The organism is Georgenia sp. H159, assembly GCF_035607575.1.
In the GTDB taxonomy this organism is placed as follows: domain Bacteria; phylum Actinomycetota; class Actinomycetes; order Actinomycetales; family Actinomycetaceae; genus Oceanitalea.
Genome location: NZ_JAYDZY010000001.1, coordinates 324,532 through 345,930 on the forward strand (window position 1 = coordinate 324,532; position 21,399 = coordinate 345,930).

Below are 21,399 nucleotides of genomic sequence, written 5' to 3' on the forward strand. Positions count from 1 at the left end.
CGACTCCCGGCCGCGCCCGGACGTGGTGGACTGTTCCTCATGGACGAGACCGTGTCGCGGACCGAGCGGGACGACGTCGCCCTGCTCACCGGCCCGGAGGCCGGGGAGGTCCTCCAGGCGGCGCTCGCGGCCGAGGGCGCCACGCTGGGGCCGTGGAGCGTCCACGCCGTCCACCACCGCCCCGGGGCGGGCGTGACCGTCGGCTACACCGTCCGAGCCGGCGAGGGCGGCGAGGAGGACTACCTCTGCGCCACGACCGGCAGGGTCACCGCCCCGCCCGGCCTCGGCCTGGTGCGGCTGGAGAGCGGGCGCAGCGTCGTCCACGTGTGGCGCCACCCCGCCGACCCGGAGCTGCCCGCGCTCGCGGACGCCTGCTCGCCCGCCCGGCTCGCCGAGCGGCTGGGTGTGGCCGAGGCGCCGTCCGTCGAGCTGCTGGCCTACCGCCCGCTGCGGCGCGCGGTCGTCCGCGCCAGGGGTGCGTCGCTGAGCGACGGTGAGGTCTACGTCAAGGTCGTGCGCCCCAAGACGTTGCGCGACCTCGCCTCGCGGCACGTCATGCTCACCGAGGCGGGGGTGCCCGCGCCGCAGGTGCTCCACGCCGACGACGACGGCCTGCTCGCCATCCGCGCCGGCCGGGGCACGTCGCTCGCGGGGGAGCTCGCACGGGGGATGGACGTGACGCGCGCGCGGTCCGTGCTGAGCGACGTCGTCACCGTCCTCGACCGGCTCCCCGCTACGGCGCTGGGACTGCCACGCCGATCCGCGTGGGCCGAGAGGTCGGGACACTACGCGCACGCCGCGAGCGTCGTCCTGCCCGAGCACGCGGACCGCATCGAGCGGCTCGCGGACGGCATCGCTGCGGCGCTGGCGAGGACCGACCCGGGGCCGGTCGCGCCGACGCACGGTGACCTCTACGAGGCGAACCTCCTCATGACGGAGGGCCGGGTGAGCACCGTGCTCGACGTCGACGCCCTCGGCCCCGGGCACCGCGTGGACGACCTCGCGTGCCTGCTCGCGCACGTGAGTGTGCTGCCGCACCTCGCGCCGCGGACCTACCCCGGCGTCCCCGTGGTCCTGGAGACGTGGACGGCCATGTGCGGTCAGTGGGTCGACCCCGGCGCGCTCCACGCCCGAGCGGCGGGAGTGGTGCTCTCCCTCGTCGCGGGCGCCCGTCGCCGTGGCGCCCCCGACTGGCGCAGTGACGCCGAGGGGCGTCTCGCCGAGGCCGAGCGCTGGCTCGCCGGCCCGTGAGGGTCCCACCGACCGGCCAAGATGAGAGAGCTCTCATCCTTCGCTCCTCGGCGTCTCATCTGCGCGGACTTGGCTGGAGCGAGGTGCGACGGACGCACACGAGGAGGACCGGACGATGACGGCACGCCGTTGGCTCACGACGGGCGCGCTCGGTGTCCTGGGCGCGGGGGCCGCCACCTGGGCGGCAGGGGCCATGACCACGCCCCCCGAGTACGCGCCAGTACCCGCGGTGCGGGTGTCCGTGCAGGAGACGAAGTCGCCGACGACGGGCCCGGACACCCGCGCGACGGACCCGGCGGAGGCGACGAGCGACACGAGCGCCCAGACCGTCCCGTCCGCGCCGACACCCGACCCCGCACCGCCCGCGCCCCCCGCGCAGCCGCCGGCTGCCCCACCGCCGGCGCAGCAGCCGCAGGCCCCGGCGGTGCAGCAGCCCCAGCCGCAGGCCCCGGCCGCGCCGGCCGGCGCGCCGACGACCGTCTCCGCCCCGACCCCGGTGACCGCCCCCAGCCCGCAGACCGCCCCCAGCGCCGACTCCGGCGACTGATGAGAGACCCCTCATCCGCGGCTCCTCGTCGTCTCACGAGAGCCGGGTTGAGTGGGGGTCATCAGGCAGTCCGCCGATCGACGACAGGAGACACATGATGAACTCGCGCAGGACCTGGGTGATCACTGGAGCGCTCGGTGCGGTCGCCGTCCTCGGTGGCAGCGTCATCAGCGCCACGGCCGACGAGCCGGAGGAGGCCGCCGGCCCCGGCATCGACCTCGCCGCCCCCTCCGCGCGGACCGGTGTCCCGACCGCCACCGAGCAGGCCGACGCCCGGGCCACCGATCCCGCCTCGCCCTCCGCGGGCTCCGCCGTCACCGCCCAGACGACGCCGTCCGCCCCCACGCCTCAGACGGCCCCGAGCCCCGCGACGCCGGCGAGCGCCCCGAGCCCCGCGACGCCGGCGAGCCCGGCGAGTGCCACCACACCCGTGACCCCGGCCAGCGCCGCCAGCCCCGCGAGCCCGGTCAGTGCCACGACGCCCATGACCCCGGCCAGCGCCGCGAGCCCCGCCTCGGCCGGCTCCGCGGCCAGCGCGGCGTCGTCGGGCAGCGCCGTGTCCGCGGACTCCGCCGACTGACCGGGTGAGGCCCGGCACCCGCGTGGTGCCGGGCCCGCTGGTGCGCGCGACGACGTCGCACGCAGCACGGGAGGCGGCCCGGTCGTCGGGAGCAGCGTGAGACCGGGGCGACTCAGCGGGTGATGTCGACGAGGCGGTAGCCCATGCCGCGCACCGTGACGATGCGCTCGGCGCCGACCTTCTTGCGCAGGTAGCGGACGTAGACGTCGACGACGTTGGAGCCGGGGTCGAAGTCGTAGCCCCACACCCGGTCGAGCAGCTGCTCGCGGCTGAGCACCTGCCCGGGGTGGGACAGGAAGGTCTCCAGCAGGGAGAACTCACGGGCGGAGAGCTCGACCTCCGTGCCCGCCACGGTGGCGTGCCGGGTGCGCAGGTCGAGGGAGAGGTCGCCGAAGGCGAGCACGCTGGTGTCCTGGCCGGTCTGCTCACCCTGCCGCAGCCGCAGCCGGATCCGGGCGAGCAGCTCCTCGAAGCGGAACGGCTTGGGCATGTAGTCGTCCGCCCCACCCTCGAGCCCGGCGACGGTGTCGTCGACCGATGTCCGCGCGGTGAGGATGACGACCGGGATCGTCGAGCCCGCCTCGCGCAGCCGGCGCAGCACCGTGAAGCCGTCCATGTCGGGCAGGCCGATGTCGAGCACGAGCAGCTGGACGTCCCCGCTGAGCGCGAGCACCAGCGCCTCCTGCCCCGTGGTGACCGCCGTGGACGCGTACCCGGCGGCGCGCAGGCCCTTGGTGATGAACGAGGAGATGCCCGGTTCGTCCTCGGCGATGAGGATCTGCGACATCTACCTGCCTCCGTCCTGGTCGACGCGGGATGCGGCGACCTCGTCGTCGGGGTCGACGACGACCTCGTCGTCGGGGATGGTGCTGGGCTCGATGCCGGGAGCGGGCAGGAGCAGGGTGAAGCGGGAGCCCCTGCCCTGCTCGGAGCTGACGTCGACCCGGCCGCCGTGGGCGGCAGCGATGGCCGCCACGATCGAGAGCCCGAGCCCCGAGCCCGGCCCCGAACGCCCCTGCTGGCCGGTGACCTGGGCGAACCGCTCGAAGATGCGCTTCACCTGGTCGGCCGGGATGCCGATGCCCTCGTCCTGGACCCACAGGGCGACGTTGCCGTCACGCAGGCCGGCACCCAGGCAGACGGTCGTGCCCTCGTCGGAGAACTTCACCGCGTTGGCGGCGAGCTGCAGCAGGGCCTGCGTCACGCGCTGCGCGTCGAGGTCCGCGACCGCCTCCACCCGCTCGGTCACCCTCCAGTGACGCGGGCCGAGCTGGCGGGCCTGGTCGAGGACGTTGTCGAGGAGCGTGGCGATCTGCGTGGGCTCCGGCTGAACGAAGTCCGGCGCCTCGGACTTGGCGAGCATGACGAGGTCGTCCGCCAGCCGGTGCATCCGGTCCAGCTCGCGCAGCGCGAGCTCGCGCGTCTCGGCGGCGTCGTGGGTGTCCGTCGGGTCCATGAGCTCGAGGTGCCCGCGCACGATGGTGATGGGGGTGCGCAGCTCGTGACCGGCGTCGTCGAGCAGCTGCTGCTGCGAGCGGAAGGCGGTCTCCAGGCGGGCCAGCATGTCGTTGAACGTGCGTGCCAGCTCGGCGAGGTCGTCGCGGCCGTCGACCGGGATCCGCCGGGACAGGTCGGTGTCGCTGATCTGCTCGGCCGTCTCCCGCAGGGTCCGCATCGGGCGCAGGAGCCGGCCGGAGAGCACCCAGGCGACGACGGCGAGGACGGCGAGCGAGACCGCGGCGACGATCGCGTAGGTCCGGAAGGTGTCACCGACCTTGGCCTGCTCGGCACCCCGGTCGAAGGCCAGGACGATCGAGCCCGGCGTGGAGTCGCCGACCTGGACCGGCACGGCGGCGTACCGGTACTCGCGCAGGGAGGTCGTGACGTCACCGAAGACGACCGTGTCGGACTGCCACGCGTCCGCGACGGTGTGGACGAACTCGGGGTCGAGGGCGAGCGGCACCCCGATGTCCTGGGTCCGGTAGCGCAGGTTGTCCCGGACGAAGGCGACCATGCCCTCGTTGGTCGCGGGGACCTCGCGGCTCATCATCGTGAACAGGAGGCGGTCGGAGTCCCGGAACGGCTCACCGGTGTCGGGGTCGAGACCGGTGTCGGCGAGCGTCCGCAGCTCGGTGATCGTGCGGTCGAACGAGGCGCGGATGTCCTGGTCCACCCGGTTGCGCTGCAGTGCCCACGCCGTCCCGCCTGCCGTTGCCAGCGCGAGTGCGCTGAGGACCAGAACGGCCGCGAGGATGCGGGCGCGGACGGTCAGCGGACGGCGGCGGAGGCTCACCCGCCCAGTATTGGGGACCGGCATGAGACCAGGATGAGAACGGGGGGCCCGGGCGCATCGCCCGGGCCCCCCGTGTCGCCGCTGCCCCGCTGAGCGGTCAGGCGAGCAGCTGCTGGATCCTGCCGATGCCCTCGACGAGGTCGTCCATGCTCAGCGCGTAGCTCAGCCGCAGGTACCCGCTGGGGCCGAACGCCTCGCCGGGCACGACCGCCACCTCGACCTCGTCGAGGATGAGCGCCGCGAGCTCGGCCGAGGTCTGCGGGGTGCGGCCGCGGATGGTCCGCCCGAGCAGTCCCTCGACGTTGGGGTAGGCGTAGAACGCGCCCCGCGGGGTGGGGATCTCCACGCCGTCGATCTCGCCGAGCATGCGCACCATCGTGCGGCGGCGCTCGTCGAACGCGGACCGCATCGTCTCGACCGCGCTGAGGTCGCCGGCCACCGCGGCGAGCGCGGCGCGCTGGGACACGTTCGCGACGTTCGAGGTGAGGTGGGACTGGAGGTTGGTCGCGGCCTTGATGACGTCGGCCGGGCCGACCATCCACCCCACGCGCCAGCCGGTCATCGCGTAGGTCTTGGCGACACCGTTGACGACGATGGTCGTGTCGGCGAGCTCGGGAACGGCCCGCACGATGGGGGTGAACTCGGCGTCGTCGTAGACGAGGTGCTCGTAGATCTCGTCGGTGATGACCCACACGCCGTGCTCGTGGGCCCAGCGCCCGATCGCGGCCGTCTGCTCGCCGGAGTAGACCGCGCCGGTCGGGTTGGAGGGGGAGCAGAACAGCAGTGCCTTCGTGCGGGGCGTGCGGGCCGCCTCGAGCTGCTCGACGGTCACGAGGTAGTCCTGGTCCGAGCCGGCGACGACCTCGACGGTGGTCCCACCCGCGAGGGCGATCGCCTCCGGGTACGTCGTCCAGTAGGGGGCGGGCAGCAGGACCTCGTCACCCGGGTCGATGATCGACGCGAACGCCTGGTAGACGGCCTGCTTGCCACCGTTGGTCACCAGGACCTGGTCGGGGGAGATCTCGTAGCCGGAGTCGCGCAGCGTCTTGGCGGCGATCGCCTCGCGCAGGGCCGGCAGGCCCTTGGCGGGGGAGTAGCGGTGGTTCGCCGGGTCCTGGGCCGCGGCGACGGCCGCCTCGACGATGTACTGCGGGGTGGCGAAGTCCGGCTCGCCGGCGCCGAACCCGATGACGGGGCGTCCTGCGGCCTTGAGTGCCTTGGCCTTGGCGTCGACCGCCAGGGTGGCGGACTCGGCGATCGCCGAGAGGCGCGCGGAGACGCGGGCGGGGGACGGGGTGGTCGGGGTGCTGGTGTGGTCGCTCACCGGACTATCGTGTCATGTCGGCTCGCTCGGCCGTCGCGCTGCTCGCTCCCCGGCGCGACGAGCGTCACGACGTGTCGGGTTCGACCCAGCGCGCCGGGACGCGTACACTCGATGCCTGGTGGCTCTCGTCCGCCAGGTTGGATCGTGCGCTCGTCCGCTTCGCGGGGGGTCGCGACCGGCCCGGTGGCAGGGTTCATCCGAAGGGCAGTGGCGCAATTGGTAGCGCACCGGTCTCCAAAACCGGCGGTTGTGGGTTCGAGTCCCTCCTGCCCTGCAGCAGCGGCGTCGGTGCGACGTCTCGGCCCGAATACCCCAGACCAGTGAGGAACCGCCAGTGAGTGAGTCCGCGAGCACGACGTCGGGCAAGCCCGAGCGTGCCGGCCGCGCCGGATCCGGGGCGACCAAGAAGCGTGGCCTCTTCGCGCGGATCGCGCTGTTCGTCCGGCAGGTGATCGCCGAGCTGAAGAAGGTCGTCCGACCGACCCGCAACGAGCTGTTCACGTTCTTCGTCGTCGTCATCGTCTTCGTGCTGGCGATCATGGCCTACGTGGGCCTCATCGACCTGGCGTTCGGGCGGCTCGCCCTCTGGGTCTTCGGCGGCTGACGCCGTCGCCCACAGCCGAACTACGACGCAGAAAGTTGGTACCCCGTGACTGAGGAGACCGTGCAGCCCACGGCCCAGGACGAGGCTCCTGACGACCTCCCCACCACCCTCCCCGGCGCCGAGGCGGAGACCGCCGCCGCCCAGGACGAGAGCGACGCGGCCGGCGAGGACACCACCCCCGCCGACGACGCGGCTCCGGCCGACGAGGGCGCCCCGGTCGACGACGCGGCTCCCGCCGACGAGGCCGCCCCGGTCGACGAGGTCTCCCCCGAGGAGGAGTTCCGCCGCGACCTGCGCGCCCAGCCGGGTGACTGGTACGTCATCCACTCCTACGCGGGCTACGAGAAGCGCGTGAAGGCCAATCTCGAGAACCGCATCCAGAGCCTCAACATGGAGGAGCACATCTTCCAGGTCGAGGTGCCGATGGAGGACGTCGTCGAGATCAAGAACTCCCAGCGCAAGCTCGTGAGCCGGGTCCGCATCCCGGGCTACGTGCTCGTGCGCATGGACCTGACCGACGAGTCGTGGGGCGCCGTGCGCCACACCCCGGGCGTCACCGGCTTCGTCGGCCACACCCACCAGCCGGTCCCGCTCACCGAGGACGAGGTCTTCTCGATGCTCGCCCCGACCCTCGCCCCGAAGGAGTCGGCCAAGGCCGAGTCCGGTGGCGGCGCGGCGAGCGCCCCCATCGAGGTGGAGTTCTCCGTCGGCGAGTCCGTGACGGTGACCGACGGGCCCTTCGAGACCCTCCCGGCGACGATCTCCGAGATCAGCCCGGAGTCGCAGAAGCTCAAGGTGCTCGTCTCGATCTTCGGCCGGGAGACCCCGGTCGAGCTGTCGTTCTCGCAGGTCGCCAAGATCTGAGCGGACGACTCCCCGACGCACGCCTCTGCTGCGCCGGGTCCCGCAAGGCGGCGTCGGCGGTCACCGACGCCCAGGAACAAAAGGACGCACCATGCCTCCCAAGAAGAAGGTCTCCGGCCTGATCAAGCTCCAGATCCAGGCCGGCGCCGCGACCCCCGCGCCGCCCATCGGCCCCGCGCTGGGTCAGCACGGCGTCAACATCATGGAGTTCTGCAAGGCGTACAACGCGGCGACCGAGTCGCAGCGTGGCAACGTCATCCCGGTGGAGATCACGGTGTACGAGGACCGTTCCTTCACCTTCATCACCAAGACCCCCCCGGCCGCCGAGCTCATCAAGAAGGCGGCGGGCGTGGCGAAGGGTTCCGGCACCCCGCACACCGCGAAGGTCGGCTCCCTCACCCAGGCGCAGGTGCGTGAGATCGCCGAGAACAAGATGGTCGACCTCAACGCGAACGACGTCGACGCCGCGGCGAAGATCATCGCCGGCACCGCCCGTTCCATGGGCATCACCGTCTCGGACTGAGGCGACGGACGCTCGCGTCCACCGTTCCCGGCGTCCTGACGCCAGTGGCAGGGTCCGCGCGGACCCGCAGACCACACCTGCTCGATCAAGGAGAAGCAGCATGACCACGCGCAGCAAGAACTACCGCAAGGCGGCCGAGACGATCGACCGCTCCCGGGTGTACGCACCCCTCGAGGCCATCCGCCTCGCCAAGTCGGGCTCGGCCACCAAGTTCGACCCGACCGTCGAGGTTGCCTTCCGCCTCGGGGTCGACCCCCGCAAGGCCGACCAGATGGTCCGCGGCACCGTGAGCCTGCCCCACGGCACCGGCAAGACCGCCCGCGTCATCGTCTTCGCGGTCGGCGACCGGGCCGCCCAGGCCGAGGCCGCCGGCGCCGACGAGGTCGGCGGGGACGAGCTCATCGAGAAGGTCGCCGGCGGGTACACCGACTTCGACGCGGCCGTCGCCACCCCGGACCTCATGGGCAAGGTCGGCCGCCTCGGCCGCGTGCTCGGTCCCCGTGGCCTCATGCCCAACCCGAAGACGGGCACGGTGACCATGGACGTCGCCAAGGCCGTCAACGAGATCAAGGGTGGGCGGATCGAGTTCCGCGTCGACAAGAACTCCAACCTCCACTTCATCATCGGCAAGGCGTCCTTCTCCGACGAGCAGCTCGTCGAGAACTACGCCGCCGCCCTCGAGGAGGTCCTGCGTCTCAAGCCCTCCTCCTCCAAGGGCCGGTACATCTCCAAGGCGACCCTCGCGACGACGATGGGCCCGGGCATCCCGCTCGACGCCACCCTCACGCGCGGTCTGACGACGGAGAACCCCTCCTGACCTGACCTACGCCTCGCGCAGCGCCCCGATCCGACACCGGACCGGGGCGCTGCGTCGTCCCGGGCGGCGGCCCTGCGCGTGGCCGGAGCGGAGGCACCTGTGTGCTCGCCCACAGCGGACCGGTACGGCTTGGACGGCGGGCGGCGGGGAGGTAGTGTTGCCGGTGCCCAAGACCGCCGGTCTCCTCGTCGCATGACGGGGCGAAGTCCGCAGCAGCGGAGCCAGCGCAGGTGAACCATGAGACGTCGTCCCCGGACGTGCGCCCCGTGCAGACCCTGCGCGGGGCTTTTTTGTTGCTCGTGCCTCACTCTCCGGCGGCACGATCGAAAAGGAGGGCCATGGCGAGGCCTGACAAGGTGGCGGCAGTCACCGAGCTCACGCAGCAGCTGCGTGAGGCGAACGCCGTCGTGCTCACCGAGTACCGCGGGCTCAGCGTCGGCCAGCTCAAGGAGCTGCGTCGGTCGCTCGGCACCAATGCCAGGTACACCGTGGTGAAGAACACGCTCACCGCCATCGCGGCCAAGGAGGCCGGGCTCGACGAGCTCGCGTCCGAGCTGACCGGTCCGACGGCGATCGCCTTCGTGACCGGGGAGCCGTCCGAGGCTGCCAAGGGCCTGCGTGACTTCGCCAAGACCAACCCCCAGCTCGTCATCAAGGGCGGTGTCCTCGAGGGACGCGCGCTGTCGGCGTCCGACGTCGGCAAGCTCGCCGACCTCGAGAGCCGTGAGGTCCTGCTGGGCAAGGCCGCTGGCGCAATGAAGGCAGCGCTCTTCCAGGCTGCATACATGTTCACCGCGCCGGCCACCCAGGCTGCGCGCACCATCGAGGCTCTGCGCGAGAAGCAGGCCGCCGACGCCGCCTGAGGCGTCAGCACCCCCACCCCAGCCCTGCTTGACGCAGTACGCCTGACGCAGGACAGACAACCCAGGAAGGAACGCCCACCATGGCGAAGCTCACCACCGACGAGCTCATCGAGGCTTTCAAGGAGCTCACCCTCATCGAGCTCTCCGAGTTCGTGAAGCAGTTCGAGGAGACCTTCGAGGTCACCGCTGCCGCCCCGGTCGCCGTCGCGGCTGCCGGCGCCCCGGCCGGCGGCGGCGACGCCGGCGCGGCCGAGGAGGAGCAGACGGAGTTCGACGTCGTGCTCGAGTCCATCGGCGACAAGAAGATCCAGGTCATCAAGGAGGTCCGCGCGCTCACCAGCCTCGGCCTCAAGGAGGCCAAGGACCTCGTGGACTCGGCCCCCAAGGCCGTCCTCGAGGGTGTCGACAAGGACGCCGCGGACAAGGCCAAGGAGGCCCTCGAGGGCGCCGGCGCCACCGTGTCGGTCAAGTGACCTCGTAGCACCACCAGCCCCAGGCTCGCTCACGGCCCGGCACCCCACGGGTGCCGGGCCGTCGGCGTTCCCGGGGCCGCGTGGCGGGTGTCCGGGCGCCCCGCGCCACGCCGGTACTTCCGGCCCGCGACGTGATGGCGTATGGTGGCGCCGTTGGCCCAGGCCGCAGCGCGACGGTGCGCTGGACATTTCCCTGGCTAGCCCTGTATGCTATCGCTTTGCGCTGGCTTCTGCCTGCCCGCCTGTCGCCCCAGCCCCCTGCCCGCCACGGCTGCTGCGACGAGGAGCAGGCTCCGCCGCGCAGTGTGCACACAATTCGCAGGGAAGGACCCCCTTTGGCTGCCTCGCGCACCTCTTCTGTTCCCACCGCTGAAGACATCGCCACACGGCTCGCATCGCGCCGTGTCTCGTTCGCCAAGATCCGAGAGCCGCTCCAGGCTCCCGACCTCCTCGGGCTGCAGACCGAGAGCTTCGACTGGCTCCTCGGTAACCCGGCGTGGCGCGACCGCGTCGCCGCTGCCATCGAGCGGGGTGAGAAGAACGTCCCCCAGACCTCCGGCCTGGAGGAGATCTTCGCCGAGATCTCGCCGATCGAGGACTTCGGCCAGTCGATGTCCCTCTCCTTCAACGACCACCGCTTCGAGCCGGCGAAGTACACGCCGGAGGAGTGCAAGGAGAAGGACTTCACCTACGCAGCCCCGCTGTTCGTCACGGCGGAGTTCACCAACTACGAGACCGGCGAGATCAAGTCGCAGACGGTCTTCATGGGTGACTTCCCGCTCATGACCGAGCGCGGCACCTTCATCATCAACGGCACCGAGCGTGTCGTCGTCTCCCAGCTCGTCCGGTCCCCGGGTGTCTACTTCGAGCGCACCCCGGACAAGACCTCCGACAAGGACGTCTTCACCACGAAGATCATCCCGTCGCGCGGTGCGTGGCTCGAGTTCGAGATCGACAAGCGTGACGCCGTCGGTATCCGCATCGACCGCAAGCGCAAGCAGTCGATCACCGTCTTCCTGCGCGCGCTCGGCATGACCGAGAGCGAGATCCGCGAGGAGTACGCCGACTACCCGGTCCTCCTGGAGACCCTCGAGAAGGACAACGTCACCACGCAGGACGAGGCGCTCCTCGACATCTACCGCAAGGTCCGCCCCGGCGAGCCGCCGACGGTCGAGGCCGGGCGCAACCTGCTCGAGAACTACTACTTCAACCCCAAGCGCTACGACCTCGCGAAGGTCGGGCGGTACAAGGTGAACAAGAAGCTCGGTACGAGCGGTGACCTCAGCGAGTCCGTCCTGCGCCTCGAGGACATCAAGGCCGCTGTGCGCTACCTCCTCGCCCTGCACAAGGGGGAGACGGAGTACACGGTCGACCAGGACGGCGAGCAGGTCGCGGTGCGCGTCGAGACCGACGACATCGACCACTTCGGCAACCGGCGGATCCGTTCCGTCGGCGAGCTCATCCAGAACCAGATCCGTACGGGTCTGTCCCGGATGGAGCGGGTGGTCCGCGAGCGGATGACCACGCAGGACGTCGAGGCGATCACGCCGCAGACGCTCATCAACATCCGCCCGGTCGTCGCCTCCATCAAGGAGTTCTTCGGCACCTCGCAGCTGTCGCAGTTCATGGACCAGAACAACCCGCTGGCCGGGCTGACGCACAAGCGGCGTCTCAACGCCCTCGGCCCGGGTGGTCTGTCCCGTGACCGCGCGGCGATGGAGGTCCGTGACGTCCACCCGTCGCACTACGGCCGCATGTGCCCGATCGAGACCCCTGAGGGCCCGAACATCGGCCTCATCGGCTCGCTCGCGACCTTCGCGCGGATCAACCCCTTCGGTTTCGTCGAGACGCCCTACCGGCGGGTCGTCGACAACCGCGTCACCGACGAGGTCGACTACCTCACGGCCGACGACGAGGACCGCTACGTCATCGCGCAGGCCAACGCCAAGCTCGACGACGAGGGCAACTTCGTCGAGGAGCAGGTGCTCGTCCGCGCGAGCGGTGGTGGCGGTGAGATGGCGACCGTCCCGGCCGGCGACATCGACTACATGGACGTCTCCGCACGCCAGATGGTCTCCGTCGCGACCGCGATGATCCCGTTCCTCGAGCACGACGACGCGAACCGGGCGCTCATGGGCGCCAACATGCAGCGTCAGGCCGTGCCGCTGGTGCGCAGCGAGGCCCCGCTCGTCGGGACCGGCCTCGAGCGCCGTGCTGCCGTCGACGCCGGTGACGTCATCACCGCCAGCAAGCCGGGCGTGGTCACCGAGGTCTCCGCGGACGCGATCCACGTGGCCGCCGACGACGGCTCGAACCAGATCTACCGTGTCGCGAAGTTCCGCCGCTCGAACCAGGGCACGTCCTACAACCAGCGGGTGCTCGTCGACGAGGGCGACCGCGTCGAGGTCGGCTCCGCGCTGGCCGACGGCCCCGCGACGGACGACGGCGAGCTCGCACTGGGCAAGAACCTCCTCGTGGCGTTCATGTCCTGGGAGGGCCACAACTACGAGGACGCGATCATTCTGTCGCAGCGCCTCGTCGCCGAGGACGTGCTGTCCTCGATCCACATCGAGGAGCACGAGGTCGACGCCCGCGACACCAAGCTCGGTGCCGAGGAGATCACCCGGGACATCCCCAACGTCTCGGAGGACGTGCTCGCCGACCTCGACGAGCGCGGCATCATCCGCATCGGCGCCGAGGTCACGGCCGGTGACATCCTCGTCGGCAAGGTCACGCCCAAGGGTGAGACCGAGCTGACCAGCGAGGAGCGCCTGCTGCGCGCGATCTTCGGCGAGAAGGCCCGCGAGGTGCGCGACACGTCCCTCAAGGTGCCGCACGGTGAGTCCGGGACCGTCATCGGGATCCAGGAGTTCAACGCCGACGAGGACGACGAGCTGCCCGCGGGCGTCAACCAGATGGTGCGCGTCTACATCGCGCAGCGTCGCAAGGTGACCGACGGCGACAAGCTCGCCGGCCGCCACGGCAACAAGGGTGTCATCGCCAAGATCCTGCCCGAGGAGGACATGCCCTTCCTCGAGGACGGGACCCCTGTCGACATCATCCTCAACCCGCTGGGCGTGCCCGGCCGGATGAACGTCGGGCAGGTGCTCGAGACCCACCTCGGGTGGGTCGCCAAGCACGGCTGGGACGCCTCGGACGCACCGCGCGGGGAGGGGACCTGGACGGAGAACCTGCCCGAGGCCGCGCTCCGCGGGGAGCCGGGCACCCCGGTCGCCACCCCCGTCTTCGACGGCATCCACGAGCACGAGCTCACCGGCCTGCTGGGGACGACCGTCCCCAACCGGGACGGCGAGCGCATGGTCGGCACCGACGGCAAGGCGCGGCTGTTCGACGGCCGCTCCGGTGAGCCCTTCCCCGAGCCGGTGGCCGTCGGCTACATGTACATCCTCAAGCTCCACCACCTCGTGGACGACAAGATCCACGCCCGGTCCACCGGTCCGTACTCGATGATCACCCAGCAGCCGCTCGGTGGTAAGGCGCAGTTCGGTGGCCAGCGCTTCGGTGAGATGGAGGTGTGGGCGCTGGAGGCCTACGGCGCCGCCTACGCGCTGCAGGAGCTCCTGACGATCAAGTCCGACGACATCCCCGGACGCGTCAAGGTGTACGAGGCCATCGTCAAGGGCGAGAACATCCCCGAGCCCGGCATCCCGGAGTCCTTCAAGGTGCTCATGAAGGAGATGCAGTCGCTGTGCCTGAACGTCGAGGCACTCGACGCGGAGGGCAACCCCATCGAGCTGCGTGACGCCGACGAGGAGGTCTACCGGGCTGCCGACGAGCTCGGCATCGACCTGTCCCGTCGTCCCGACGCCAGCAGCGTCGACGACATCTAAGAGGCCGCGGCTGCCGTGGCGTCCGCGCCACGGCAGCCTCGCCGGCCCTGTTTGGATTCCACACGGTGACACACCGAAGGAAGTAGGAAACCTTGCTCGACGTCAATGTCTTCGACCAGCTCCACATCGGCCTGGCCACGGCATCTGAGATCCGCGGCTGGTCGCACGGGGAGGTCAAGAAGCCCGAGACGATCAACTACCGCACGCTCAAGCCGGAGAAGGACGGCCTGTTCTGCGAGCGGATCTTCGGTCCCACCCGGGACTGGGAGTGCAACTGCGGCAAGTACAAGCGCGTGCGCTACAAGGGCATCATCTGCGAGCGCTGTGGTGTCGAGGTCACGCGCTCCAAGGTGCGCCGTGAGCGTATGGGGCACATCGAGCTCGCCGCGCCCGTCACCCACATCTGGTACTTCAAGGGCGTTCCCTCGCGCCTCGGGTACCTGCTCAACCTCGCGCCGAAGGACCTCGAGAAGGTCATCTACTTCGCGGCCTACATGATCACCGAGGTCGACGACGCCGGCCGGCACGAGGACCTGGCGAGCCTGCAGAACGAGATGGACCTCGAGAAGCAGGACGTCGAGCGCAAGCGGGACACCGACATCGAGGCGCGCGCGAAGCGCCTCGAGCAGGACCTCGCCGAGCTCGAGGAGGCCGGTGCGAAGGCCGACGCGCGCGAGAAGCTGCGCAAGTCCGCCGAGCGCGAGATGGCTCAGCTGCGCAAGCGCGCCGACCAGGAGCTCGACCGGCTCGCCACCATCTGGGACCGCTTCAAGGGCCTGAAGGTCGGCGACCTCGAGGGCGACGAGATGCTCTACCGCGAGCTGCAGGCCCGCTACGGCATCTACTTCAAGGGCTACATGGGCGCCGAGGCGATCCAGAAGCGCCTGGAGACCTTCGACCTGCAGGCCGAGGCCGAGTCGCTGCGCGAGACGATCTCCACCGGCACCGGGCAGCGCAAGACCCGCGCCCTCAAGCGCCTCAAGGTCGTCAACGCGTTCCTCACCACCGAGAACTCCCCGCTGGGCATGGTGCTGGACGCGGTCCCGGTCATCCCGCCGGACCTGCGCCCGATGGTCCAGCTGGACGGTGGCCGCTTCGCGACCTCCGACCTCAACGACCTCTACCGCCGCGTCATCAACCGGAACAACCGCCTCAAGCGGCTGCTCGACCTCGGCGCGCCGGAGATCATCGTCAACAACGAGAAGCGGATGCTCCAGGAGGCCGTGGACTCGCTGTTCGACAACGGCCGCCGTGGCCGTCCGGTCACCGGACCCGGCAACCGCGCCCTCAAGTCGATCTCCGACATGCTCAAGGGCAAGCAGGGCCGCTTCCGGCAGAACCTGCTCGGGAAGCGAGTCGACTACTCGGGCCGTTCGGTCATCGTCGTCGGCCCGCAGCTCAAGCTGCACCAGTGCGGCCTGCCCAAGCAGATGGCGCTCGAGCTGTTCAAGCCCTTCGTCATGAAGCGGCTCGTGGACCTCAACCACGCGCAGAACATCAAGGCGGCCAAGCGCATGGTCGAGCGCGCCCGCACCCAGGTGTGGGACGTCCTGGAGGAGGTCATCACCGAGCACCCGGTGCTGCTCAACCGCGCACCGACGCTCCACCGCCTCGGCATCCAGGCCTTCGAGCCGCAGCTCGTCGAGGGCAAGGCCATCCAGCTCCACCCGCTCGTGTGCGGCGCCTTCAACGCCGACTTCGACGGTGACCAGATGGCCGTGCACCTGCCCCTGAGCACGGAGGCGCAGGCCGAGGCCCGCGTCCTCATGCTCTCGAGCAACAACATCCTCAAGCCCTCGGACGGCCGTCCGGTCACCATGCCCACCCAGGACATGATCATCGGGCTGTTCCACCTCACCGGTGACAGCACCGACGCGACGGGCGCGGGACGCACCTTCGTCTCGCCCTCCGAGGCGCAGATGGCCTTCGACGCCGGCGAGCTCGACCTCAACGCCACCGTCGGTATCCGCTTCACCGACGTCGTCCCGCCCCGCGGCTGGACGGCTCCGGAGGGCTGGGAGGAGGGTGACTCCATCACCCTGGAGACCTCCCTCGGGCGGGCGCTGTTCAACGAGGCGCTGCCGGTCGACTACCCCTTCGTCAACGAGGTGGTGACCAAGAAGGAGCTCTCCGCGATCGTCAACGACCTCGCCGAGCGCTACCCGAAGGTCGAGGTCGCCGCGAGCCTGGACGCGCTGAAGGAGGCCGGGTTCTACTGGGCCACCCGCTCGGGCGTGACGATCGCGATCTCCGACGTCGTCGCTCCCGAGGAGAAGGCGCGGATCCTCGAGGCCTACGAGGAGAAGGCACAGAAGGTCCAGCGCGAGTACGACCTCGGTCGCCGGAGCGAGGACGAGCGCCGCTCAGAGCTCATCGACATCTGGACCCAGGCGACCAACGAGGTCGACGAGGTCATGCGGGAGAACTTCCCGGCGGACAACAACATCTTCCGGATGGTGTCCTCCGGTGCCCGTGGAAACTGGCACCAGGTCCGTCAGATCGCCGGTATGCGCGGTCTGGTCGCGGACCCGAAGGGCCAGATCATCCCGCGCCCGATCAAGTCGAACTACCGCGAGGGCCTGTCCGTCCTCGAGTACTTCACCGCGACGCACGGCGCCCGTAAGGGACTGGCGGACACCGCCCTGCGGACCGCCGACTCCGGCTACCTCACCCGACGCCTCGTCGACGTCTCCCAGGACGTCATCGTCCGCGAGGACGACTGCGGGACGTCGCTCGGCCTCACCATGCCGATCGCGGAGCCGGACTCCTCCGGCGCGCTCCACCGCGTCGACACGGTCGAGACCAGCGTGTACGCCCGGACCCTCGCCCAGGACGTGACGTCCGAGGACGGCACGATCGTGGCCGAGTCGAGCGAGGACATCGGCGATGTCCTCATCGCCCGGCTCATCGACGCCGGCGTCACGCAGGTCAAGGTGCGTTCGGTGCTCACCTGCCAGTCGCGGGTCGGGACCTGCGCGCGGTGCTACGGCCGCTCGCTGGCCACCGGCAAGCTCGTCGACATCGGCGAGGCCGTCGGCATCATCGCCGCGCAGTCCATCGGTGAGCCCGGCACGCAGCTGACGATGCGGACCTTCCACACCGGTGGTGCGGCGTCCGCCGACGACATCACCCAGGGTCTGCCGCGTATCCAGGAGCTCTTCGAGGCCCGCACCCCGAAGGGTGAGGCACCGATCAGCGAGGCCGCCGGCCGCGTGAAGATCGACGACACCGAGCGCACCCGCAAGATCGTCGTCGTCCGCGACGACGGCGGGGAGGACCTGTCCTACCCCGTCTCCAAGCGCGTGCGGCTGCTGGTGGAGGACGGCGAGCACGTGGCCGTCGGTCGCCAGCTCGTCGCCGGTGCGGTGGACCCCAAGAAGGTCCTGCGCATCCTCGGCCCGCGCGCCGTCCAGAAGCACCTCGTCGACCAGGTCCAGGAGGTCTACCGCTCCCAGGGCGTGGACATCCACGACAAGCACGTCGAGGTCATCGTGCGCCAGATGCTGCGTCGGGTCACCGTGCTCGACTCCGGCGACTCCCGGCTGCTGCCGGGTGAGCTCGCCGAGCGTGGCCGCTTCGAGGACGAGAACCGGCGCACCGTGTCGGAGGGCGGCACCCCCGCCTCCGGGCGGCCGGAGCTCATGGGAATCACCAAGGCCTCGCTGGCGACCGACTCGTGGCTGTCGGCGGCCTCCTTCCAGGAGACCACCAAGGTGCTCACGGAGGCCGCGATGAGCGGTCGCCGTGACCCGCTGCTCGGCCTCAAGGAGAACGTCATCCTGGGTAAGCTCATCCCCGCCGGCACCGGGCTGCCCCGGTACCGCAACGTGGAGGTCGAGCCCACCGAGGAGGCGAAGGCCAAGGCCTTCTCCCAGCTGGGGTACAGCGAGCTGGACTTCGTCCAGGGCGGCTCGGACCCGATCATGCTCGAGGAGCTGGACTTCGGTCCCGACTCCTTCGGCGTGGACTTCCGGGGCGTGTGAGACCCGCCGTGGGGCGGCCTTCTCGGCCGCCCCACGGCACACCGGAGTGACCCAGGTCAAGCCGCCACGCTTTGACGCGGGAAACCGCGGCAGAGTACGCTACTGGGCGGTGCCCGCGACATCGGGGCCCTCGTGCGTGCTCCGGCGCGGCTGCGGACGGTTGGGGGAGTTCTCCGGCCGGACGGTGCCATCGTCGGCGGGAGACAAAGGCCGGCGGTCACGACCGTGCACGGCCCGCGACACTCCCGAGCGCGGGGGGCAGGGAAGCAGGAAGCCGCCGCGGCGGTGACCCGGACGCCCACCCGGTACGCCGGGCAAACATCAAGCGAAAGACACATCCGAGACGGAGACGTAGTGCCCACGATTCAGCAGCTGGTCCGCAAGGGCCGCAGCGTCAAGACCTCGACGTCGAAGACGCCCGCCCTCAAGGGCAGCCCGCAGCGGCGCGGGGTGTGCACCCGCGTGTACACGACGACCCCCAAGAAGCCGAACTCGGCTCTCCGCAAGGTCGCGCGCGTGCGCCTGTCCAGCGGTATCGAGGTCACGGCCTACATCCCCGGGGTCGGCCACAACCTCCAGGAGCACTCCATCGTGCTCGTCCGCGGCGGGCGCGTGAAGGACCTGCCCGGCGTGCGTTACAAGATCGTGCGCGGCGCGCTGGACACCCAGGGTGTCCGTGGTCGCCAGCAGGCTCGCAGCCGTTACGGCGCGAAGAAGGAGAAGAAGTAATGCCGCGCAAGGGCCCAGCACCCGTACGGGAGCTCGTCGTCGACCCGGTCTACGGCTCGCCGACCGTCACCCAGCTCGTCAACCGCATCCTCCAGGACGGCAAGAAGTCGACCGCCCAGCGGATCGTCTACGGCGCCCTCGAGGGTGTCCGCGACAAGACCGACAGCGACCCGGCAGCCGTCCTCAAGCGGGCGCTCGACAACGTGCGTCCCTCGCTCGAGGTCCGCTCGCGCCGCGTCGGTGGCGCGACCTACCAGGTGCCCGTCGAGGTCCGGCCGTCCCGGCAGACCACGCTGGCCCTGCGCTGGCTCGTCGACTACGCCCAGGTCCGTCGTGAGAAGACGATGACCGAGCGGCTGATGAACGAGATCCTCGACGCCTCCAACGGCCTGGGTGCCGCGGTCAAGCGCCGCGAGGACACCCACAAGATGGCCGAGTCCAACCGGGCCTTCGCGCACTACCGCTGGTAGCAGCAGCGCCCCGTTGCCCTCACACGAATCGACTGAAGAGAGTCTCCTGTGGCACTTGACGTGCTGACCGATCTGACCAAGGTCCGCAACATCGGAATCATGGCGCACATCGACGCCGGCAAGACGACGACCACCGAGCGGATCCTGTTCTACACGGGCATCAACTACAAGATCGGGGAGACGCACGACGGCGCCTCCACGATGGACTGGATGGAGCAGGAGCAGGAGCGGGGCATCACCATCACCTCCGCCGCCACCACCTGCTACTGGCACGACAACCAGATCAACATCATCGACACCCCCGGTCACGTCGACTTCACCGTCGAGGTGGAGCGCTCGCTGCGCGTCCTCGACGGCGCGGTCGCCGTGTTCGACGGCAAGGAGGGTGTCGAGCCGCAGTCCGAGACCGTGTGGCGGCAGGCGGACAAGTACAACGTCCCGCGCATCTGCTTCGTCAACAAGATGGACAAGCTCGGCGCGGACTTCTACTACACCGTGCAGACCATCAAGGACCGCCTCAAGGCGACGCCGCTGGTCATGCAGCTGCCGATCGGCTCGGAGTCCGACTTCATCGGCGTCGTCGACGTCGTCTACAACCGCGCGCTCACCTGGCGCGGCGAGGTCAGCAAGGGCGAGGACTACACCATCGAGGAGGTCCCCGCGGACCTCGTCGAGAAGGTCGAGGAGTACCGCGCACTGCTCATCGAGCAGGTCGCCGAGTCCGACGAGGAGCTGCTCGAGAAGTACCTCGGCGGCGAGGAGCTGTCGCCCGAGGAGATCAAGCGGGGCGTGCGCGCGCTCACCGTCGCCGGTGAGGCCTACCCCGTGTTCTGCGGCACCGCCTTCAAGAACAAGGGCGTGCAGCCGATCCTCGACGCCGTCATCGACTACCTCCCCTCGCCGCTCGACGTGCCCCCCATGGTGGGCCACGCCGTCGGCGACGAGGAGAAGGAGCTGACCCGCAAGCCGAACGAGGACGAGCCGTTCTCGGGGCTGGCCTTCAAGGTCGCGGTCCACCCCTTCTTCGGCAAGCTCACCTACGTCCGGGTGTACTCGGGCAAGGTGTCGCAGGGCAACATGGTCCTCAACTCGACCAAGGGCAAGAAGGAGCGCATCGGCAAGCTCTTCCAGATGCACTCCAACAAGGAGAACCCGGTCGAGGAGGCCCACGCCGGCCACATCTACGCGTTCATCGGTCTCAAGGACACCACCACCGGTGACACGCTGTGCGCGCAGGACGCGCCCATCGTGCTCGAGTCGATGAGCTTCCCGGAGCCGGTCATCCACGTCGCGGTCGAGCCGAAGACCAAGGGTGACCAGGAGAAGCTGGGCACCGCGATCCAGAAGCTCGCCGAGGAGGACCCGACCTTCACCGTCCGACTGGACGAGGAGACCGGGCAGACCGTCATCGGCGGGATGGGTGAGCTCCACCTCGACGTGCTCGTCGACCGCATGCGCCGCGAGTTCAAGGTCGAGGCGAACGTCGGCAAGCCGCAGGTGGCCTACCGCGAGACGATCCGCCGCAAGGTGGAGAAGATCGACTACACCCACAAGAAGCAGACCGGTGGCTCCGGCCAGTTCGCCAAGGTCCAGGTCACCCTGGAGCCGCTCGACACGGCCGAGGGCGAGCTGTACGAGTTCGAGAACAAGGTCACCGGTGGCCGGATCCCGCGCGAGTACATCCCCAGCGTGGACGCCGGTATGCAGGACGCCATGCAGAACGGTGTGCTCGCCGGCTACCCGCTGGTGGGCATCAAGGCCACGCTGCTCGATGGTGCCTACCACGAGGTCGACTCCTCGGAGATGGCCTTCAAGATCGCAGGCTCGATGGTGATGAAGGAGGGCGTCCGCAAGGCCGACCCCGTTCTCCTCGAGCCGGTGATGGACGTCGAGGTGCGGACGCCCGAGGACTACATGGGCGACGTCATTGGCGACCTCAACTCCCGTCGTGGAATGATCCAGTCCATGACGGACGCGACAGGCATCAAGGTCGTTCGCGCCCTGGTGCCGCTGTCGGAGATGTTCGGCTACGTCGGTGACCTGCGGTCCAAGACCCAGGGTCGCGCGGTGTACTCGATGCAGTTCGACAGCTATGCCGAGGTTCCTCGGAATGTCGCCGAGGAGATCATCAAGAAGACCCGGGGCGAGTAAGTCCCACAGGTCGACCAGCAGTACCCATAACCAACCGACCGTAGGGCTCGCTCCCCCGCAGGCGCATCCGCACCTG

At 70.1% G+C, this 21,399-nt stretch carries 17 protein-coding genes and 1 tRNA gene; 15 read left to right on the top strand and 3 right to left on the bottom strand.

What is annotated here, in order from left to right:
• Positions 1 to 39: 39 nt before the first annotated feature.
• From VR894_RS01575 to VR894_RS01585, 3 genes are all read left to right on the top strand, one after another.
• A complete protein-coding gene (locus tag VR894_RS01575; protein WP_324649542.1) occupies positions 40 to 1,251 on the top strand; it encodes an aminoglycoside phosphotransferase family protein in 1,212 nt (403 codons plus the stop codon).
• Between the two features lie 115 nt (positions 1,252 to 1,366).
• On the top strand, positions 1,367 to 1,798 hold the full coding sequence (locus tag VR894_RS01580; RefSeq protein ID WP_324649543.1) for a hypothetical protein: 432 nt from the start codon (positions 1,367 to 1,369) through the stop codon (positions 1,796 to 1,798).
• Between the two features lie 97 nt (positions 1,799 to 1,895).
• Positions 1,896 to 2,378, top strand: coding sequence for a hypothetical protein (locus VR894_RS01585; RefSeq protein WP_324649545.1), 483 nt, complete (start codon positions 1,896 to 1,898; stop codon positions 2,376 to 2,378).
• A 112-nt stretch (positions 2,379 to 2,490) separates the two neighbouring features.
• On the opposite strand, the gene VR894_RS01590 is transcribed toward VR894_RS01585, so the two are convergent.
• The 3 genes from VR894_RS01590 to VR894_RS01600 all read right to left on the bottom strand — a co-directional run bounded on the left by VR894_RS01590 (position 2,491) and on the right by VR894_RS01600 (position 5,995).
• A complete protein-coding gene (locus VR894_RS01590; RefSeq protein WP_324649546.1) occupies positions 2,491 to 3,165 on the bottom strand; it encodes a response regulator transcription factor in 675 nt (224 codons plus the stop codon).
• Positions 3,166 to 4,671, bottom strand: a complete 1,506-nt coding sequence (locus VR894_RS01595; RefSeq protein ID WP_324649547.1) for a sensor histidine kinase — start codon at positions 4,669 to 4,671, stop codon at positions 3,166 to 3,168.
• Between the two features lie 97 nt (positions 4,672 to 4,768).
• On the bottom strand, positions 4,769 to 5,995 hold the full coding sequence (locus tag VR894_RS01600) for a pyridoxal phosphate-dependent aminotransferase (protein WP_324649548.1): 1,227 nt from the start codon (positions 5,993 to 5,995) through the stop codon (positions 4,769 to 4,771).
• A 201-nt stretch (positions 5,996 to 6,196) separates the two neighbouring features.
• Here VR894_RS01600 and VR894_RS01605 point away from each other — a divergent pair.
• The 12 genes from VR894_RS01605 (at position 6,197) to fusA (ending at position 21,323) form a co-directional block, all read left to right on the top strand.
• A tRNA-Trp gene (locus VR894_RS01605) sits at positions 6,197 to 6,269 on the top strand.
• A 60-nt stretch (positions 6,270 to 6,329) separates the two neighbouring features.
• Positions 6,330 to 6,599, top strand: coding sequence for a preprotein translocase subunit SecE (gene secE, locus VR894_RS01610; protein WP_324649549.1), 270 nt, complete (start codon positions 6,330 to 6,332; stop codon positions 6,597 to 6,599).
• A gap of 45 nt (positions 6,600 to 6,644) precedes the next feature.
• Positions 6,645 to 7,463, top strand: a complete 819-nt coding sequence (nusG, locus tag VR894_RS01615) for a transcription termination/antitermination protein NusG (protein ID WP_324649550.1) — start codon at positions 6,645 to 6,647, stop codon at positions 7,461 to 7,463.
• A 91-nt stretch (positions 7,464 to 7,554) separates the two neighbouring features.
• Entirely contained in the window at positions 7,555 to 7,986 is a 432-nt protein-coding gene (rplK, locus tag VR894_RS01620) for a 50S ribosomal protein L11 (protein ID WP_324649551.1), read from the top strand.
• Positions 7,987 to 8,086: 100 nt separating this feature from the next.
• Entirely contained in the window at positions 8,087 to 8,803 is a 717-nt protein-coding gene (gene rplA, locus VR894_RS01625) for a 50S ribosomal protein L1 (RefSeq protein ID WP_324649552.1), read from the top strand.
• 338 nt (positions 8,804 to 9,141) lie between these two features.
• Positions 9,142 to 9,666, top strand: coding sequence for a 50S ribosomal protein L10 (rplJ, locus tag VR894_RS01630; RefSeq protein WP_324649553.1), 525 nt, complete (start codon positions 9,142 to 9,144; stop codon positions 9,664 to 9,666).
• An 80-nt stretch (positions 9,667 to 9,746) separates the two neighbouring features.
• Entirely contained in the window at positions 9,747 to 10,139 is a 393-nt protein-coding gene (gene rplL / locus VR894_RS01635) for a 50S ribosomal protein L7/L12 (RefSeq protein WP_324649554.1), read from the top strand.
• A 335-nt stretch (positions 10,140 to 10,474) separates the two neighbouring features.
• Complete coding sequence (gene rpoB / locus VR894_RS01640; RefSeq protein WP_324649555.1) at positions 10,475 to 13,990, top strand: DNA-directed RNA polymerase subunit beta; 3,516 nt, start codon at positions 10,475 to 10,477, stop codon at positions 13,988 to 13,990.
• Positions 13,991 to 14,082: 92 nt separating this feature from the next.
• A complete protein-coding gene (locus VR894_RS01645; RefSeq protein WP_324649556.1) occupies positions 14,083 to 17,973 on the top strand; it encodes a DNA-directed RNA polymerase subunit beta' in 3,891 nt (1,296 codons plus the stop codon).
• 354 nt (positions 17,974 to 18,327) lie between these two features.
• Positions 18,328 to 18,702 (top strand): 30S ribosomal protein S12, encoded by a 375-nt coding sequence (gene rpsL, locus VR894_RS01650; protein WP_110852524.1) that lies wholly within the window; start codon positions 18,328 to 18,330, stop codon positions 18,700 to 18,702.
• On the top strand, positions 18,702 to 19,172 hold the full coding sequence (gene rpsG, locus VR894_RS01655; protein ID WP_324649557.1) for a 30S ribosomal protein S7: 471 nt from the start codon (positions 18,702 to 18,704) through the stop codon (positions 19,170 to 19,172). The genes rpsL and rpsG overlap by 1 nt, the downstream gene beginning before the upstream one ends.
• Positions 19,173 to 19,220: 48 nt before the next feature.
• Entirely contained in the window at positions 19,221 to 21,323 is a 2,103-nt protein-coding gene (fusA, locus tag VR894_RS01660; protein ID WP_324649558.1) for an elongation factor G, read from the top strand.
• The last annotated feature ends 76 nt before the right edge of the window (positions 21,324 to 21,399 follow it).

What these genes read in the sequence shown, in the direction of transcription:
- VR894_RS01585 (WP_324649545.1), top strand. Translation starts at nt 1,896, where the DNA reads ATGAACTCGCGCAGGACCTGGGTGATCACTGGAGCGCTCGGTGCGGTC.
- VR894_RS01580 (WP_324649543.1), top strand. Translation starts at nt 1,367, where the DNA reads ATGACGGCACGCCGTTGGCTCACGACGGGCGCGCTCGGTGTCCTGGGC.
- rplA (WP_324649552.1), top strand. Translation starts at nt 8,087, where the DNA reads ATGACCACGCGCAGCAAGAACTACCGCAAGGCGGCCGAGACGATCGAC.
- rpsG (WP_324649557.1), top strand. Translation starts at nt 18,702, where the DNA reads ATGCCGCGCAAGGGCCCAGCACCCGTACGGGAGCTCGTCGTCGACCCG.
- rplJ (WP_324649553.1), top strand. Translation starts at nt 9,142, where the DNA reads ATGGCGAGGCCTGACAAGGTGGCGGCAGTCACCGAGCTCACGCAGCAG.
- rplL (WP_324649554.1), top strand. Translation starts at nt 9,747, where the DNA reads ATGGCGAAGCTCACCACCGACGAGCTCATCGAGGCTTTCAAGGAGCTC.
- rplK (WP_324649551.1), top strand. Translation starts at nt 7,555, where the DNA reads ATGCCTCCCAAGAAGAAGGTCTCCGGCCTGATCAAGCTCCAGATCCAG.
- VR894_RS01575 (WP_324649542.1), top strand. Translation starts at nt 40, where the DNA reads ATGGACGAGACCGTGTCGCGGACCGAGCGGGACGACGTCGCCCTGCTC.
- VR894_RS01590 (WP_324649546.1), bottom strand. Translation starts at nt 3,165, where the DNA reads ATGTCGCAGATCCTCATCGCCGAGGACGAACCGGGCATCTCCTCGTTC.